Raw genomic sequence first — 17117 nt, 5'->3', positions numbered from 1 at the left:
AAATTATGGCTAATAAGGAAAAAAGTGAATGTGGAGGGTTTAATTCTCCGTTTGAAGTTGGATTGAGGACACTCATAATTTTAGCCGTCAATTCACCAATTAGTCTAGATCTACAAAGACTTATATACTACGATTATTTAATTTTACATTCAAAAGATGTTGGCGTGGAAAATTGCCCACCTTCATTGCATCCAGATATTCCAAATAGGTCAGGTGGCCTTATTGTAAGAAGAAAAGCTATGCAACTAGGTTTAGAACTAAATGTATAGCAAGAGTCTTATAGACATTGTATTTAATGAAAACGGCATTACTTATTCGTCGTCTGAACTGACAGAACCCTTTCTTAATTTATTTGTGTCGCCTTATAGCAACAGACTTCGAATCAATGCCTTATGGGTTACCAAATATTTCTCAAAATACTCGGAAGAAGAGTTGAAGGTTTTTATTGAAAGTAATATCGAAAAATGGGGCGGAGAATTCATGTATGAAGCATATGTTAGGAGTGGTATTGAATGACCACGAGAGGTTTCTTTCTTAATAGATTGCGTTTACTTGGTAAAGACGGATTATATTCAGAAATTGAGTTTAAAAAAGGTCTTAATGTTATTGTCGGGCCAACGAACACAGGAAAATCATTTATATTTGAGTGTATTAATTTTATGTTGGGTGGTAAAGACGCCCCTGAACAAATTGAAGAGGTTGTTAATAATGAGTATGACACTATTCTATTAGAATTAGAAACTTACGACGGTCTAAAGTATACATTTGAAAGAGAATTTTCTGGAGGAAATATTAAAAAGTACAATTGTTCTATAAATGAATTGCAGCATGAAACGAAATTTGAAAACTTATCCCAGAAACACAGTGTGAAGAAGGAAAGCATGTCCAAGTTTCTTATGTCTTTATCTGGGTATCACAACACCAATTTATATATTAAAACTAATAAAACAAATAAACTAAAAAGATTTACATATAGAAACTACAATGATTTTATCTTAATAGATGAAGTGAAAATAATTTCTAAGGAATCTCCTGTACATTCAGATAACAATAAAACTAAGACTGCTGAGGAAGCGGCATTTCGACTAATACTAACGGGTAAAGATGACAGTTATTTAACAGAAAATAAAAGGCCGAATAGTTCCGAGTCTACGTTTACGGTACAAATAGGACTAATAGATAAATTAATTAATGATTTGGAATTGAATATATCGCTAGCTCCACTGGAATTAGAAGAAAATTTAGAAGATACTATAAAAAACTTAACCTCCAAAAGAAGCGGAATTAGTTCGGAAATTGAAAAATTATCAATCGCAAGGAAAATTTTGTGGAGGGAGATTCAACAATACAATTCAAAGATACTGTCAACGAGTGAGCTATTAAAAAGGTTTCATTTGTTAAAGGACCAGTATGAAACTGATATGGAGAGAATCTCTTTTTTGTTAGAAGGAGAGCACTACTTCTCTTTACTAAGTTATGAAAAGTGTCCGCGCTGTAATCAACAAATTAAAAATGGCGAACTTACTTGTTCCCATATCGAAATAGAGCAGAAGAAAGAATCTTATAAAATTGAACTACAAAAAATATTACTCCATCTTGAGGATTTAAAGAACACAATAGGAACAATGAGTGAAGAAGTAGCACTTCTGAGCAAAGAATTGCATCTAAAAGAAACCGAGTATAATAGTTTGAGCAAAATATTAGATGAGCAATTAGAACCCCAGAATTACATTGTAGAAGAAGAACTCCGAAGTGTTTTAATGACTCAAAAAATTATCAATGAGATAGAACAAAAGAAAAATACTTTGATGAAATTACAAGGTGAGAAGAACAGATTACTAGGTCTTTTACAAAGTGAGTCAGATACAAACTCAAGTCCATTGCAGTCAATCGATTACAATAAATATTATGATGAACTTTGTGAGAGTATTAAATATTATTTATCAGGTTGGAAATATCCAGGTTATGAAACCATTAAATTTGATGATAAACATAAGGATATATTAATTTCGGGTAAACCAAGAAGATTATTTGGTAAAGGGTATCGTTCAATTTCTTACAGTGCTTTTGTGTTAGGCGTCATGAGATATTGTTATTTAAAGAGTCTCCCTCATCCCGGTTTAGTGGTGCTAGATTCTCCAGTAACCTCATACAAAGAGGAAGATGGCGATGAAGATAAAACCTCTGAAGAGCTACAGACTAGATTCTTTGAATTTATATCCGAGGAAACCAGCCATAAACAAGTGATTATTTTCGAGAATAAAACTCCACCTGAAACAGTGATTCGGAAAATTAATTATGTTGAGTTCACGAAGAATAAAAATAAAGGTAGATATGGATTTGTTACAATAATTAAGTAATGGCGGAGAAATTTAATAACTAGATAACTTGAATAAGTGAGGCAAGTAAATATGAAGTATCCTTCAACAATCCATGACAAATTAAATGAAATTGAAAGCATTATCACTGGATGGCCAACTTTTTGCTTAGTTGTTTAAAGATGTTATTTATTTGAAATTCTGAAGTCGCCTAACGAACGGAAAAAATCGTACCCTAATGTGTCGCTGTTCTACCAGACAGTCGGAGGCTAACAGAACGTTGATCTGTCTCTCTAATCGAATGCATTTTTCATTTAAACTACTATTAACATTGCTATTAAGAAATTTTAAATATTTCCGCACTAGAGCCAAAAGCGGCCCAACTTACTGCCAAAAAGCCGAGAGCTTAGTCCCAGCTTTTTGGCAGTCATGCATTAGTCGTCCGATTCATCCTGAAGAAGCACTATAAAAGGCGTCCTTTTTTCTTACTCTTCCTCCTCAATGGGTCGATCCCAAAACTCAATTCCGTCATGCTCAATAAGTCGTTCCAGCAATCCTGTGAACGTCAGGTCTATGTCGATAGTATCGTCTGGTAGTATCGATCCAACCCATGTGAGGTAACCTTTGCCACTATGTATTCTGTCTTGATCCACACATATACAGCTATTTGAATTATCGCTCCAAACGATAGGATAGTAAGGATGGTCGATGCTGTAGGCTTTCCAGTACCCAATGACGAGCTCGGTACTTAGCACATCATAACCCCCAGAGTTATGCTTGGCGCCCTTGAATAGTTTTGCACTTTCGTAGTGGCTTAAAAAACTGACGTAATCCTCTGGTAACTCAAACGATTTTAATTTCTCCTTTATATCTGTGATAGACTCGTTCGAGATGTAGAATGTAAATTGATATTCCTCGTTTTTGATATGCACGTTCCCGTCTACACTTGTCTTACTACCCCTGATCTTACTAATGAGGGCTTCAAAAGGATTACTCACAGGATCACATCCTTCAATGACAGTCCAATTTTATACTAGTTTCTTCGATAACTTCTCCACCAATCAGTGACATCAAATATATAAAGTCCTCCTAGCTCCCAATGCTCTCGGTCATATGGAGATATTTTATCAATCTCTTCGACAAATTTTTCTACCTTGATATTAAAAACATCCAACCCTTTAAACGAGGTAACTTCCTATAAAATTTGCTTTCCCGTTGGCATTGTACTCTATGTGAAAGTAGGGGGCAGATTCAATCTGTTTAGAGTAAGCTTAAATGAATGCTTCCACATCTTCCTTACAACTAGAGAAGTCCCTCTGAAACCTTGATGTATCAAGAGTTTCGATATTAAAAAATGGGGTGTCTCTCAGTCGGAAAAATCGACTTTTGAAACAGCCCCTTCTTTATTTCTACTTACCAAGTCCAAAACTCTGTTCCTTGAGCAATGATTAATCTTTCCAACCAAGTTTCAAAATTCATATTTAAGTAATAACCTTCTGAGACTGAAACATCATCATGATTAAAACAAACTAAATAGTTGTTTTGACCATCCTTGACTCGGTTAGAATCAATAAAGATGTAATCACCATTGTTAATCGAGATAGGGTACCAATTCACAGGCATATAGTCGAGATGATTATCCTTAATTTCATCTAGACTCAGTAACTCATATCCTCCACCATATCTTACACTCTTGAACAGCCATGCTCCATTATGGATTAGGAGAAAATTCTTATAGTCAGTTGGTAAGTGCCAGTGAGTGCTCCTTAAAAACTCCTCAATTTCTTCCGCATTAGCAGGAGGGTTAAATGTAAACTGGGCTGTATCAACTTTTCCATTCCTATTTTGCACTAATAATCGATTACTATTATCGAGTCTTTTTTTAAACCCTTCCAATACCAATTCAGATAAATTGTTCTTCAAGGAGAATCACCTACTATTCTTTAATAGTCATCACCAGAGGGTACATACTTGCCATAACTAGCCCACCAAGGAGTAACCTCTGTTCGGTGGAAGTCTTTTGGTAACGGAATTAAATTATCATAGCTGTTATCCCCACCATATGCAAGGGGAATAATGTGATGAATATCTACGTCATCCCAACTGAAATCGGGGGTGCCATATTTATTCTCATACCAATCAATATATAAGCCTCTCATGCCAGATTCTCTAGGCTCTCTTTGATTATTAGGAACCCAAGCGAGATCGGCTTCATCAGGCTCAAACATTTTTATTCTGCTATGCGAGTCTCTATACTTAGGATATTCGATACCCTTTTTGTTAAGCAAAAATTCTTTTCCTACCTTATGGTCTGCATCGGTTTTCCCATTGGGCCATGTTGCTAATGACGTGCTTACAGTCCGCCAAAAATTTGTATCTACAATGCTGACTGGATCGCTTACTTTCATTGCTGTTTCTTTTATTTCGGGAGCTGTAAAGGTGTAGTGAAAAACATCTTCATCACGGTATGATCGTTTCCGATTAGTTGAAGACTCCAATGTTACTTTCCCGGTAATCATTGCCACCCTGGCAACATTGATATCCTCAATTTCTACATACGAAACGATTTCTTTGTTTCGTTCATCTATTATCAGACCCGCTACAAGTTTAACACCTGAACCTCCTGTTTTTGAACGAAGGGAGACTTCCTCACCTGTATTTTCTTCCAGATGTAACTCCTGAACTTCATACTCTGATATTTCGAAATTCTTGTCTAGTTTTTCTCCGGTTTCATCTTCAAGGTCTTCAATTGCCGCTAGATGAATTGAAGAAAGTTCCTCTGTGTTTAAAAGTTCACCTGTACCAGAATCAATAGTAAGTTCAATTTCCGTTGAAGGAAGTTTTTTTAGTTCACCTCTTTCTATTCTTTCTTGGATGTTGTCCTTAGAATTTTCCGCATACGAACCAGATGGACTTATTAAAAGCACAGCGAAAGCAAGTAAAGTTAGAAAGTATTTCTTCACTTAATAATCCTCCTAACATTTAATTTGGTGCGTTCTTTTAGATGTTTTTTCTATGAATCTACCTGTTCTAAGGGGATGACGCTAGATTTTTCCCTTACTACACTTGCTCACATGCTTTCTTCATCATTTTTGATTTAATTACCAGAACGAGCAAATGCTCCGCTATGTTTTTTAGGTCTATTTCGTAAAAATCTCCTGCTTTCTAATCTGAATATCTCATGATAGAGTTAATCATAGGAGTTTCAAGTGCTCCTATAGGGCGTTCCTGTTGCCGGGAAGCAAAGGGGGAACGTCCTATCTTGTTGATTTGCCTTCTCAAAACAAGTCCATTCACTTTTAAAATTTACCTCCTTTCTGATTAGTAAGATTTCTTCGTTGGCACTCTAAGATGTACTCATCCAGTTCTTGACTTATCTTCAACACATCGGAGTTTGTCAGTTTGCCCTGTTGTTTGAAGACTTCTTTAAGCTGATATTGTAGATTCTTGATGATTTGTGTTAGATCTTCGTTGCTTACTTCTTGCCATTCAACCATCGTTATCAGTCCCCCATAGTCTCACCCCCTCTTTTTTCACTATAGCACCTATATCAAAAAAACCATGGGAAAATTTACCTTGATACATTTGACATTATTCGATAATTTTCGTAAATTTCAGTCGAAATATGTCTGTTTGTTTTTGTTGAATTAACAAACATCAACTTGCTATAATCCTACTCGATTATGTTGTAAGAAAAAGGAAATTTGTGTTGTGGGGGGATATAGTGCAAAAGAAAACAATTGGGGACATGTTGTCTGAGAGCCGAAGAAATAACGGCTTGTCTTTTGCTGAGTTAGAAGATAGAACTGGTGTAAGTAGGGGCGTACTACAAAAGATTGAGAGCGGAGAGACAAAACGTCCTGAATTTAAAACAGTGAAGTCGATAGCCACTCTATTTCCTTACCCGTATGAAGAAATTATTGAAGGATACATTGAGGATGAGAATAGGATTGAGACGTTATTTGAAATTCTTCAAGAGGTCATTCAGTGTGAATATTCTTCATTAGTGGAAAGCGTATCATTGAAAATTCTCCAATCGCCGAATGAAAAGATTGAGAAGGCATTGGAGCGACTGTATAACTTTTCTGATTCGACTGCTGTAATAGTAATAAATAACGAAATACGCTTAGCTCTCTATAAGGTCATCGCAAATTATGCACGACAGTGCGGAGAGCCGAAATACATTGCAAAAGCTTTATTTAAGAAATATCTAATTGAACGAAATGATCTCAAAAAACTAAAGGAAACCTTCTGCAATGGGGAGGAAATTTTACACTATGTTGACTTCCTATCCCATGATGAAAAGATTACATTTTATTATAGAATGGCGCTTCATGCTCATAACATTGAGGACTATAACAAATGTATTGAACTGGGGAAAACAGGTCATCTCGAAGATAAGACAAGTAATACGTTAAAAGAACAGGTTGCTTTGGCTATATGCAACTCATACCTATTCTTAGGAAAATATAGTAACTTGGAAGAACACCTGAATATTTATGAAGAATTGAAGTACACGCAGATTATTAAACGGTTGAAGTTTTACCGCGCCATTATTCTATCTCGGACAGGGAAATATAGCGTTGCTATTCCTATGTTGTATCAGTGTGTAGAAGAAGTAACTGATAGTAATCGTTTACATCGAGTAAATATGCTTTTGGAAGCTTTATTTAAAGTCAATGATCTTGATTCAATCAGCAGTATTCTGGGGTCAGAAGAGAGTAAAATATTACTTCAGTACACAGATCCATATCAATATTCCGAACTAGGAAGGTACTACAAATACAAAGGAAGATTTTGGGTTAAGAAGGGTTGTTTTGATGAAGGAATGGAGGCTTATCTAAATAGTATATTACATTACGCTAAGATAAGTGATTATAAAAGTATTTTGCAATGTTACAATGAGATACATTCTCATCATTACACACATGAAAAAATGATGAAATTGGAACTTATAGGAAATCTGAAAGAAGTATATAATGAGGTATATAAGGAAAGCGAAGCGAGGGATGAATGATGAAAAAGTTGTTAATGAACATTGTAACGTGTTCTGTTATAATCTCGTTTTCTGTCTTGACAGTAACTACTCCTAATGTTAGGAATGAAATTGAACATGGAACTAACGTTTCTCCAATAAAAACTATAAAGTTATATTCGGATAATCCCGGACATTAATAAACGAAATCCAAAGGGGAAAGTGATGAACAGGCTTCTCCTACATATATTTATGACGGTGTTCTTAATTGCTATGCTTCTAACTATTCAAGCAAATGAGGTACAAAACATTCCAAACCATTCTCAAGTAGTTTCCTATGGCACTGACCCAGGGTGGTAAAATAAGATGCTTTGTTCTTGTGTAACAAAAGCACTTTGACAACTATTGCCAAGGTGCTTTTATTCATCTTCTCGGCACAAATATCAACAATACCTACTGAGACGAAAAGGATGCATCTGTCGAGAGCTAACCTAGGATATGCGCCATTACCGGTAAATAGTAAAGATAATAGTTAAGGAGATAATTTATGAAAGGTAAGATACTCTTATTACTTTTTATTACGATAATATGTTCATCTTGTCAAAATAGTAGTCAATCGACTACTTTGAACAGCGAAACTAAATCAATAATGAATTCTGAACAGCCTCCTGATGTAGTGAGTACAGGTAATGGAACAGAATCGAAAGAAATAACTGAAGGTCGATCAGATCCTTCTAACAATGAAGTGTTATCCATGAACATTGGGAACTATGATTTAACTGGAAAATTTTATGATGAAATGCTTCGAAATCCTATAGATCATGATTATGAAGTGGAATTTAATGAATTTCAAAATTCCAAAGAGATTATTACAACATTGGGATGGGGGGCTTTGGAAAGCAAGTATACAGAGATTTGGGATAAAGAGTTGAATCAAATATATAAAAAGCTTCTTTCTAAGTTGAATAAAGAACCAAGAGAAGCACTAATTGAATCGCAGAAAGAATGGTTACAGTATCACTTAAGGGAAACAAAATTTGTAGAGAAGACATTTATTAATAATGGTTACCTTGGATCACAAGGATCGGTAAGCCTAGGCAGGGTTATAAGGGAGAGAATTAGGGAAAGAACAATGCAATTATTTGAATATCGATATTTGCTAGATGGTAAAGTTGAGTTTTTATACCAAAGTAAAAAATAGGAGTTGGAATCTTGATCAAAGGTTTTTAGGTGATGCTTCGAAGACAGTAACGGCGCATAACACTGTATTCGCGCTGCGGGGCTACCACCCCTACTGTCTACTCGTCACATGTGGAGTGCTGTACACTGTTAGTACGGAAAAATGAAAGCAAGAAGCATTGATTTCTAGACCCTTCCTAAATGTGGAAGGGTTATTTCGTAATAAATTTGATTCATCATGGAAGCGATAAGACTCTTAAGATATAAAGGGTGGAGTAATGTGGGAGATTGGAAAAGCATTCCCCTACGCTCGCCTCGTAACAAAGGTTAAACATCCCTAGTTAGCATAATTTTTAATCCTCATTTACCTACCTTCGTTTCCTTATATTTTTCCTGAAAATATTTTATTTTCAAAAAAATCAAAAGATTATTGACAGTCCGAAAAATACAAGCTATCATTACCAGTATATACCATACATTCGCGAATATGGTATAAATAGCAATTTATCGGAGGCATTATTATGAAAAAAATTACTGTGCAAAAAACCGAGCCTGTAAAATTGACTTCAGTAGCTAACACAATGTACGACTGCACTTGTATGGAAGCATAAAGATTTTTTAGTAACCTGGAAAAGTGGGGCATTTGCCCCTCTTTTTCAATTATGAAGATAGCATGACAACATCCGGGAGGAAAGTCATGAACGAAAATCGCATGATCCAATTACACCCGTTAACATTTCTGGAGGATAAGCAAGGAGTCCTGATTGGGCGGTTTGGAACGGATACGTTTGCTGTTTTTCCTGAGGATGGAGCAGCACTTGTACGAAAACTGCAAGAGGGCATGGGGGTTGCCGAAGCGCATTCCTGGTATCAAGATACCTATCACGATGAAGTGGACATGGATGATTTTTTGCAGACATTACGTGACCTGACATTTATTTGTGATGTTGAGGAAAAGGAAACGAAAGCGCAGAAAGTATCGGGGCAATGGTTGGGTAAGCTAGCTTTTTCTCCAGTTGGTTGGCTGATTTATGGTGCCATTATAACCTGTGCCTTGTGGTTGTTATACCAATATCCACAGATTCGCCCGGGTCGACAAAGCATCTTATTTTCCGAATACGCCATGGCGATTTTTCTTGGCATGACGATCGGTCAGATTCCAGGGATCTTGTTTCATGAAATGATGCACATGCTTGCCGGACGAAGACTGGGTATCCCGTCAGAACTAAGTATAGGCAGAAGAATGTACTTTTTGGTCTTCACTTCTTCCATGCCTGGTATTTGGGGATTCCCAAAACGAAAGCGTATTCTTCCCTTTTTAATTGGAATGTTCGGTGATATTTTGTGGTATTCCTTATTGGTGATCGTTGCTGGTGCAATTTGGATAAATACAGGTGAGAAGACAATCATAGCTGCATATTGTATGGGACTAGCATTTACAACACTGTTGCGTTTCTTCTGGCAATTTTATTTTCATCTTCAAACAGATATCTATTATTTAATGATTACGATGTTGGGGTGTGTAAATCTTCAGGAGGCTACACGTTCCTATTTGAAAAATATATGGTATGGACTAATTGGAAAAAAGAACAAGATGGTCGATATGTCCAAGTATACGGAACGGGATCATCAGGTAGCAAGATGGTACAGCTTTTTTTACGCAACTGGCTGGATGATGATGACAGGAATGATACTCTATATGATTCCGGTCGCTATTCAACTTTTAACGAATATTTTTCTCTCCATATTTACAGGAGAAGATATGAAATTCTGGGATTCCGTTGTTTTCTTGTCTATAACGGGAATCCAGTATGGAATTGTATTTTATCTATACCTAAAAGAGCGTAGAAACAAAAGGGAAATTCGGAATTTATCAATGGAACAGAGGGGATGAGTCGAAATGAAACAATCGATTACACACCAATGGCTGATTGGATCTCGACGCAGCGACCGAGAAAAGAAGTACTTCGAAGAGCAATACTCCACATGTTATGTCAGCAATTGTCATTGCAATCTTAGAGGACCCTATACAGGTACTGGTGACCTTCTGCGCCAGATTATTCCGGAAGCTTATTCGAAATGGCCAGACCTGATTTTATCACACTGTATTGAGATCTTATCCATAGCACCAGAACTGAAAGCAGTCATTCCTGTTAGTGTAGAAACACTTACCTCTCTTGCTATTCCGAAAGAGAGAACACGTTATTATTCGAAATTGCGTACACTTCGCATGTCGAATGGTTTGATCGATCTTTTATTGGCATTAGCGAATCGGGAACGAATGGGAAAATTGACCCTGGTTTTTGAAAATGTGCAGGCCTGTGATCAACTTGATGCAGAATTTATAAGTACACTTCTGCGTCGTGCGAAGTCTGACCTGATTCAGGTGATCGTAAGTTCCAGTGAAATAGCGGAAAAGGAAGCCCTGAAAAAGGCGTTACAAACGTATACGGAGCCTACTATTATTCTTTCTGACATCGAACAAGAGATGGGGATAGTAAATCTATCTGACGAACAGCGACTTGATCTAACGAAACGATACATATTTTCTGACTGCACATCAGATTGTGAGCAGGAATTGCTCGCCTATGAAGCAACTCCTATTGAAATTCGTCAGAGCCTTCACGAAGAGCGTGCAGAATCCCTTATAAAAGAAGAGCAGTGGTCACTGCACTTAGGCGCCATTCCGTTTCATCTGGAGCGCGGTACTTCTGAGAAATTGGCAAGCGAAGCGTTGTTTAAAGCAGTTAGTTATAGCATTAACATGGGTTTTTACGATGCGACTATCGATATGAGCCTACGTGGCCGGAAACTGACGAATTGGAGCAGCGAATTTGATAATAGCCGGTATTTTACAATGAAAATGGCTACGTCTCTGGCTGCATTGGGTGAAACTGATGATATACCGACGCTTTTAGGAGAAGTGTACGCAAACACTGATGATTTTAGAGTTCATATGCAAATTTCATATGGATTTTCGATGTACTATACGAGGCATCACCGAGAACGAGAACACGAGAAGGCGAAAGAATGGATACAAAAAGCCATTGATTTGGCAGAATGGATTGAAGATGAAAAAGAACGTGCATTTCAACAAGTATTTAACCAAAATGGATTGGCTTTAGTAGAGTTGCATATGGATAATCCTGAAGAAGCGCTTCGATTGGTTACGGAAGGATGGCAAAGGTTAAATCAAGTTCTAGCTCCTGATGAACATATGTTGCATCGCTCGGTGTTGCTTCATAATAAAGGGCTGATTTACGTAGCTTTAAAAAGGTTTGAAGAAGCAGCTGAAACATTTAGCCAAGTGATACAGATTGATTCCAATTATCCAGAATATTACTTTGATCGTGGAAACCTTTATAGCCGAATGGGGCGAATGGATGAAGCCATTGAAGATTATAACCAAGCGATAAAGCTTAGTCCTCCGTTTCCAGAGGTTTATTTCAATCGAGCTACTGCCTTCAATCGTCTTGGAGATGTGGAGAAAGCAATGGCGGACTATGACTACTTGCTTGATATAGACCCCGAAAATCTTGATGGATTACTTAACAGAGCTACATTATTGTATCAAGTGGAGAAATTCGAAATGGCCCGAAAAGATGCTGAATTCGGTTTAGAAATAGAGCCTGATCATGCGCGGCTCCTGTGTACACTAGGTTTAATTGAAATGTCGGATGGCAATAATGATCAAGCACTAAAAACGTTTACCGCTGCCCTAAACAAGGATAGGGAAATGATGGCCGCTTGGACAAATAGGGCTGTCCTGTACTATGAGATGGGGGAGTATGACAGGGCCATAGCTGATCTAACTGAAGCTATTGCACTAGAGAAAAATGCAACCGTCCTTTACAACCGTGCATGGGTGTATGAAGCACAGAAGGAGTGGCAATTATCCATTTCCGATTATACAGAGGCCTTAGCGTTTTCTGATGCAGACGAACAAGATATTTACTATCGGAGAGGCTTGTGTTTTATCAAAATGGGTGATAGGGAACTTGGCACGGAAGATTGGAACAAGCATCTCATGTTTGGAGAATCACCGCATGTGAATGAAATGATGCAACTGTTACCCTCCCTGTTCGTTTCGAAATAATGAAATATTTTGTGAGATGATATGTGACTTACTTATAGATTGGGTGGGAAATACATCATATTTATTCTCACTGGATACTCGACACATGTGGAGTGTTGCTCACTGTTGGTCAGGAAAACTAATAATGGAGAGGTATTGGCTTAACAGAGAGGTGAAACCCTCTCTGTTTTTTATAACGCAAATAATCGAAGCGAATTCATATAACCAAAAAGAGGGGGAAAAGGGCAGTAGCGCATATTGGCCTTTTCCCCCTCTCAAATTTTACTTCTTCTTGGCGGGTGACCATTTGAAGCCGCAATTCATACAGCCGTTTACGATTTCATTTCTACCGACAAAGCCAACTAGGATGCTGACAGGTATAGATAAACCGATTGAAATTTGACAAATTATTACAATAATAGCGAGAATAATTTCAGTCAAATCATATGGTGATTGATTCATGAGTAATACCCATCCTATTAATCCTACTATTACAAGCAATAAGGTAGGGAGCAATACCATCCATCCAAGAGTTTTAAACAGGTTAACGAAGCTGTAGCCTTTCTTGTTGGCTACAATTTGCGGTGACTTACATTTGCGGCACAAAACGGTGTTAGGACTGTTTGTTCCGTTGTTTTGACTCCCTGCCCCTCCTTGGTTTGTTGCCCTATTTACCTGTGAGACAGCCGGCCTTGTTTGACCACCTACCGTCCTATTCGCTTGGTTGGTGGCTGACTTGTTGGGTTGATTAAGTGTTGTCCTAGAGGTACGTTGTTGCATTCTACGAACTCCTTTCTGACTGCAAATGCATGCAGGAATAAAGAACTATGACTAATTTCGACAAAGTTTTCCAATTACCCTGTTTTTAGCCCCATTTTGCGTTGTACCTTTTCCTCCTGCATAGGAATAAGAAAAAGAAAAACGACTGAAGTCCTAATAAAAAGGATTTCAGCCGTTTCTTTTCATAACTATTTAAATGTAATACCACCTGTTGGGTTTAATGTCGTTCCGCCAATTTCAACTTTAATTTCATTCGATAATGGAATGTTGTACTCATCAATAACGGTTCTCCACCACTCCCAAGCAAGGCCGGTACATTCTTTCGCAAAAATCCTTATGTTCTTTGCATTAGGTGGCAGAGGAATGACTGTCGTGAAAGGAGCGGTTCTGTCTTGGTTGCTTCCTTCCCACGTTTTATGTGTGAGTACTTCTTCCCCATTTTTATCATAGGAAACTTCATCCCAGGATACATCAAATTGAGCGACATACCAGCCATAATGACCAAGCGATATTTTACCTTTTGAATATTCTGTAGCGGTAGTCTCAATATAATCTGTATTGTTATGAACGGCAGCAATGGCATTATCTTTTAAGAAAACACTTGTATAGGAGATTGGATATGCTGGGTTCTTCAGGCTAAATTCCGCATTATCCTTGATGATATTCCGGATTTCACTAAAGTCTTTTGTAACGACCTTGTTATGCTCTTGTGAATCTCCGCCTAATACTACAGCTGTAAAGGAACTGTCTTCAAAAATATCCTTGTACTCGGCATTCGTTTCTACATTGGCCGTATTCTGAAGCAAGGCTTTAAAGGCTGCTTTTACATCTTTGCTCTTAGAGGTTGTTTCTAATTTTACATAAATGGTTCTACCATAAGCTACATTGGATACCATAACAGGCGGGGATTCGTCACTGACCCCTTTACGTTTTAAATCTTTAAAAGTAACACTATCATCAAAAAGATCGGATGGATCGTTAGGCAGTTCTGCACTTACCGTATAAAATATTTGTTTATATGCCGCAACCATCACTTTTTTCTCTCCACTAGCAATCGCATGAAAGTCAATTCCTAAGGTAGAATCAAGATATTTCGCGTTAACATTCAGAGCGCTACCAATTTGAGATTTGCTATAAACCATTGATTCTGCATACTGCAATCGGGCAGGTAAAGTATGTGTTGACGAATAATTATCGCTCCATTTTGATACAAGCTCATCTACTGCTCCAGAAACATTCCCGTATGTTGGATTATCCACAGTAATGGAATTTTCCTTTTTCAATCCTGGTAAATCAATACTAATCGTTAAAGGTTTTCTTGGTACCAGTAATAAACTCGGTTTATTTTCTGCAAAAGCTCGATTTGCAAGTTGTAGTGCTCCTGGGTAAGTGCGATTAGCCATAGAATCAATAATGGAAATATCTACTGGAGAAGTGGAAAGTGACTTCTTTTTACGTTCGACGACGATAAACTTACCATGTGGATTGAGTGCTTCTTTTGGAACAAAACTATCTATCTCATCACCACTTACTGCTAAAATTTCGTCATTATCATAGTCCAAGTCTGCTATACCGGTATTAATGTCATCTGCATTGCTTGTTTCACTGACTTCACTAGAATCAACTGTTTCGGCAAAGGAGATAACTGGATAATTAACAGTCGCGAAAATAACAGATAAACTGGCGATTACTTTTAAAATTCTAGTATGATTTCGAATCCTCATAAGATATACCCCTTTGAGATGTGAGCATAACGTCAATTATTATACTCCCATTAAATATATTTTTTGGAATACTAACTATATCGGTAGTTTCCGAAAGAATCTTTAGACTGAACCAGGAAGTATTGGGTGGGGCATATCCTACGTCCGCATTAGATATATTGAAAAATCCGAGGAAATTCAGGAATGGACACCTGGGTTTCGCTCGGCTCTTGTGGGCAAACATTTTGAGCTAACGATAGATGTTAGCTAAGTAAAAATGGAGTGTTAAAACAATGAATTTGTGATTCCAGCGAAAGGACAGCCCCAGCAAGGCCTGTGGAATTGGTGAGGGAAATGGGATACAAGAATCATTACGAGTGATAACGTTTCACGACAGATCAGATGAGAATTTTACATGTAGAAAGCAAAAGATTTAGAGAAGCTGCTTGTACCACGTTTCTAAGCAGCTCTCTAAATCTTATAACAAATCTAGTTCCACCAAGGACGCTCACTCAAGGAAATGATGTATTTCACGTTTGGGTCAACTCTTATTGCATCTTGAGCACCAACTTTTATTCTAAGATCACCGTTAGCAGGCAAATAGACAAACCAGGTTTCCCGTCCGGTATCTTTAAATACTTGATAGGCTTGACCGTTATGGTCTATTTCAAAAATCTGATAGTCTAGGCTACGATTTTGATAGGTGTCGAAATTAATGTAAAATGATTTTCCTTGCCCAGTGTTGTTCGTCCATCTAAAGTAGTCTTGATCCATTCCATATTCCTGTTTTGCAATGGTACCCTCAAAACTATCGACGATCCCTTGAAAATAATTTGGTGTGTCCCGACTATCGGGTTCTCTGGCATCGCCCATAGCGAATGCAGAAGCTGACATGGAAAGTAGGCAAGCTGTAAGTCCAAGAGCTGACATCAGTTTCTTTAACTTCATTAGTTTGACCTCCTAAAAAGTAGTTGAAATCATATGTATTTTACAATTTATTACAATAGATGTAAATATTTTCCTTGTCACAAGCTACAGAAGAATATGTGAGTGAATAGGTAGAGTAGGCGTATGAATGGTGGACCAGTCTTAGAGTGAAACTGTGGAAAAGAGGCTGATGTAGCATCAGCCTCTAAGCAAAGATTTAGCAGAACTTAATTCTTCCAGCTTATAGAGTGACTTGTGGACATTGAGGAACACCGATCAGCTTAAGCAGGTTATAAACCTCGCTCGAAATAGGGACAGTAACTTCTATCCCATTGAGCTTAACAACAGAGAAGAAACTTCCTTCAGATTCAAATATGCAGACAACTAATGTTACCATTTATCCTCTTCCTTTCTCCATAAAGCAGGGAGATATTTTGTTTTGTCCTCCCTGCTATTAAGTTATGGAGTTGGGAAGTTAAGTGACAGTGCTTGTATCACGTCATGGTAATTTTTGGGTATTTAACAGAAAAATCTGAGGAAGTATTCCAGTAATATGAAAACGATAAGGGGCTGTCCTATCCTAAGAAAATAGGATGGGACAGCGAGCATGGAAGATATCAGTTACTCCGATACGTAAAGATATAATCGATATATTCTTTTCACTATGATTGATTTCCTCATCGCTAGCTTGAAATGAAGCTTTGTCCCCATTTGATCCATAAGCCCATCCGTAAGCAAAAACATCGTCAAACCACTTTTTCAATAAAGGCGGATAACTGTACCAATACAACGGGAATTGAAAGATGACATGGTCATATGCCTCTAATAGCTGTTGCTCTCTGGGAACATCAATGTTCCAGTCAGGATACTCTTTGTAAATCTCATGAATGGTAATATCGTTTGGATATTGCAATAGCTCTTCTTTCCAGCGCTGGTGTACCAGCAAATGCCGCCAAAAGTCGAATATAGCCTAACGGAATATGGAGTTACAGCGAATAAGATCGTTGATGTTATGTGTTCCTGGGGGAAAGAAAATATTAAAAGAAGACAACAGCAAGGAGAAGATATCATCTTGCTAGAGAATAAGTCACTGGAGAACGTTGGAGATTTCGAAAAGAGAGATTAATTGAATGAAATTGGAATAGAATACAAGGGGCTAA

Annotated in this window: 15 protein-coding genes and 1 pseudogene; 8 read left to right on the top strand and 8 right to left on the bottom strand. The window is 37.5% G+C overall.

The window, feature by feature from the left end; genetic code table 11:
* Window positions 1-5: 5 nt before the first annotated feature.
* The 3 genes from KB186_RS16000 to KB186_RS15995 are packed head-to-tail and all read left to right on the top strand — an operon-like array spanning window position 6 to window position 2360.
* Window positions 6-269: an ABC-three component system middle component 2 gene (locus tag KB186_RS16000; RefSeq protein ID WP_232773969.1), complete on the top strand. Its 264-nt coding sequence runs from the start codon at window positions 6-8 to the stop codon at window positions 267-269.
* Complete coding sequence (locus KB186_RS28465) at window positions 262-516, top strand: ABC-three component system middle component 2 (RefSeq protein ID WP_370646688.1); 255 nt, start codon at window positions 262-264, stop codon at window positions 514-516. The genes KB186_RS16000 and KB186_RS28465 overlap by 8 nt, the downstream gene beginning before the upstream one ends.
* On the top strand, window positions 513-2360 hold the full coding sequence (locus tag KB186_RS15995; protein ID WP_221866837.1) for a hypothetical protein: 1848 nt from the start codon (window positions 513-515) through the stop codon (window positions 2358-2360). Before KB186_RS28465 ends, KB186_RS15995 begins: the two co-directional genes overlap by 4 nt.
* 443 nt (window positions 2361-2803) lie before the next feature.
* Here KB186_RS15995 and KB186_RS15990 read toward each other — a convergent pair whose 3' ends face one another.
* The 4 genes from KB186_RS15990 to KB186_RS15975 all read right to left on the bottom strand — a co-directional run bounded on the left by KB186_RS15990 (window position 2804) and on the right by KB186_RS15975 (window position 5815).
* Window positions 2804-3316 carry an SMI1/KNR4 family protein gene (locus tag KB186_RS15990; protein WP_221866838.1) on the bottom strand — a complete coding sequence of 171 codons (513 nt, stop codon included), beginning with the start codon at window positions 3314-3316 and terminating at the stop codon, window positions 2804-2806.
* Window positions 3317-3731: 415 nt separating this feature from the next.
* Window positions 3732-4241 carry an SMI1/KNR4 family protein gene (locus KB186_RS15985; RefSeq protein ID WP_232773968.1) on the bottom strand — a complete coding sequence of 170 codons (510 nt, stop codon included), beginning with the start codon at window positions 4239-4241 and terminating at the stop codon, window positions 3732-3734.
* A 20-nt stretch (window positions 4242-4261) separates the two neighbouring features.
* Window positions 4262-5281, bottom strand: a complete 1020-nt coding sequence (locus KB186_RS15980) for an HNH endonuclease signature motif containing protein (RefSeq protein WP_232773967.1) — start codon at window positions 5279-5281, stop codon at window positions 4262-4264.
* 336 nt (window positions 5282-5617) lie between these two features.
* Window positions 5618-5815 carry an aspartyl-phosphate phosphatase Spo0E family protein gene (locus tag KB186_RS15975; RefSeq protein WP_232773966.1) on the bottom strand — a complete coding sequence of 66 codons (198 nt, stop codon included), beginning with the start codon at window positions 5813-5815 and terminating at the stop codon, window positions 5618-5620.
* Window positions 5816-6042: 227 nt separating this feature from the next.
* Between KB186_RS15975 and KB186_RS15970 the strand changes: the two genes are divergently transcribed.
* The 4 genes from KB186_RS15970 to KB186_RS15955 all read left to right on the top strand — a co-directional run bounded on the left by KB186_RS15970 (window position 6043) and on the right by KB186_RS15955 (window position 12568).
* Window positions 6043-7335, top strand: a complete 1293-nt coding sequence (locus KB186_RS15970; protein WP_232773965.1) for a helix-turn-helix domain-containing protein — start codon at window positions 6043-6045, stop codon at window positions 7333-7335.
* Between the two features lie 505 nt (window positions 7336-7840).
* Complete coding sequence (locus KB186_RS15965) at window positions 7841-8494, top strand: lysozyme inhibitor LprI family protein (RefSeq protein ID WP_232773964.1); 654 nt, start codon at window positions 7841-7843, stop codon at window positions 8492-8494.
* Window positions 8495-9313: 819 nt separating this feature from the next.
* The gene (locus tag KB186_RS15960; protein WP_232773963.1) at window positions 9314-10366 is read left to right on the top strand and encodes a hypothetical protein; all 1053 of its coding nucleotides are present in this window, start codon (window positions 9314-9316) and stop codon (window positions 10364-10366) included.
* 6 nt (window positions 10367-10372) lie between these two features.
* Window positions 10373-12568: a tetratricopeptide repeat protein gene (locus KB186_RS15955; protein ID WP_232773962.1), complete on the top strand. Its 2196-nt coding sequence runs from the start codon at window positions 10373-10375 to the stop codon at window positions 12566-12568.
* A gap of 261 nt (window positions 12569-12829) precedes the next feature.
* Here the strand turns inward: KB186_RS15955 and KB186_RS15950 are convergent, their stop codons facing one another.
* The 4 genes and pseudogenes from KB186_RS15950 to KB186_RS28460 form a co-directional block, all read right to left on the bottom strand.
* Window positions 12830-13327, bottom strand: coding sequence for a hypothetical protein (locus KB186_RS15950; protein ID WP_229087942.1), 498 nt, complete (start codon window positions 13325-13327; stop codon window positions 12830-12832).
* A gap of 188 nt (window positions 13328-13515) precedes the next feature.
* Window positions 13516-15051 carry a thiol-activated cytolysin family protein gene (locus KB186_RS15945; RefSeq protein WP_173610586.1) on the bottom strand — a complete coding sequence of 512 codons (1536 nt, stop codon included), beginning with the start codon at window positions 15049-15051 and terminating at the stop codon, window positions 13516-13518.
* Window positions 15052-15519: 468 nt separating this feature from the next.
* Window positions 15520-15978, bottom strand: coding sequence for a hypothetical protein (locus tag KB186_RS15940; protein WP_173610585.1), 459 nt, complete (start codon window positions 15976-15978; stop codon window positions 15520-15522).
* A gap of 679 nt (window positions 15979-16657) precedes the next feature.
* Window positions 16658-16924 (bottom strand): annotated as a pseudogene (locus tag KB186_RS28460) (NAD(P)H-dependent oxidoreductase); the annotation flags it as partial.
* On the opposite strand from KB186_RS28460, the gene KB186_RS15930 reads away from it, so the two are divergent.
* Entirely contained in the window at window positions 16904-17083 is a 180-nt protein-coding gene (locus KB186_RS15930) for a winged helix-turn-helix transcriptional regulator (protein WP_221866844.1), read from the top strand. The pseudogene KB186_RS28460 and the gene KB186_RS15930 overlap by 21 nt on opposite strands.
* Window positions 17084-17117 lie beyond the last annotated feature (34 nt).

This window comes from Brevibacillus sp. AF8, assembly GCF_021270385.1.
GTDB lineage: Bacteria > Bacillota > Bacilli > Brevibacillales > Brevibacillaceae > Brevibacillus.
Note: the sequence above shows the minus strand (reverse complement) of the source record. Positions and strands in the feature narration are given on the sequence as shown.

What these genes read in the sequence shown, in the direction of transcription:
- KB186_RS15940 (WP_173610585.1), bottom strand. Translation starts at nt 15,978, where the DNA reads ATGAAGTTAAAGAAACTGATGTCAGCTCTTGGACTTACAGCTTGCCTA.
- KB186_RS15930 (WP_221866844.1), top strand. Translation starts at nt 16,904, where the DNA reads ATGCCGCCAAAAGTCGAATATAGCCTAACGGAATATGGAGTTACAGCG.
- KB186_RS15995 (WP_221866837.1), top strand. Translation starts at nt 513, where the DNA reads ATGACCACGAGAGGTTTCTTTCTTAATAGATTGCGTTTACTTGGTAAA.
- KB186_RS16000 (WP_232773969.1), top strand. Translation starts at nt 6, where the DNA reads ATGGCTAATAAGGAAAAAAGTGAATGTGGAGGGTTTAATTCTCCGTTT.
- KB186_RS15960 (WP_232773963.1), top strand. Translation starts at nt 9,314, where the DNA reads ATGGGGGTTGCCGAAGCGCATTCCTGGTATCAAGATACCTATCACGAT.
- KB186_RS15955 (WP_232773962.1), top strand. Translation starts at nt 10,373, where the DNA reads ATGAAACAATCGATTACACACCAATGGCTGATTGGATCTCGACGCAGC.
- KB186_RS15945 (WP_173610586.1), bottom strand. Translation starts at nt 15,051, where the DNA reads ATGAGGATTCGAAATCATACTAGAATTTTAAAAGTAATCGCCAGTTTA.
- KB186_RS15965 (WP_232773964.1), top strand. Translation starts at nt 7,841, where the DNA reads ATGAAAGGTAAGATACTCTTATTACTTTTTATTACGATAATATGTTCA.
- KB186_RS15975 (WP_232773966.1), bottom strand. Translation starts at nt 5,815, where the DNA reads ATGGTTGAATGGCAAGAAGTAAGCAACGAAGATCTAACACAAATCATC.
- KB186_RS28465 (WP_370646688.1), top strand. Translation starts at nt 262, where the DNA reads ATGTATAGCAAGAGTCTTATAGACATTGTATTTAATGAAAACGGCATT.
- KB186_RS15950 (WP_229087942.1), bottom strand. Translation starts at nt 13,327, where the DNA reads ATGCAACAACGTACCTCTAGGACAACACTTAATCAACCCAACAAGTCA.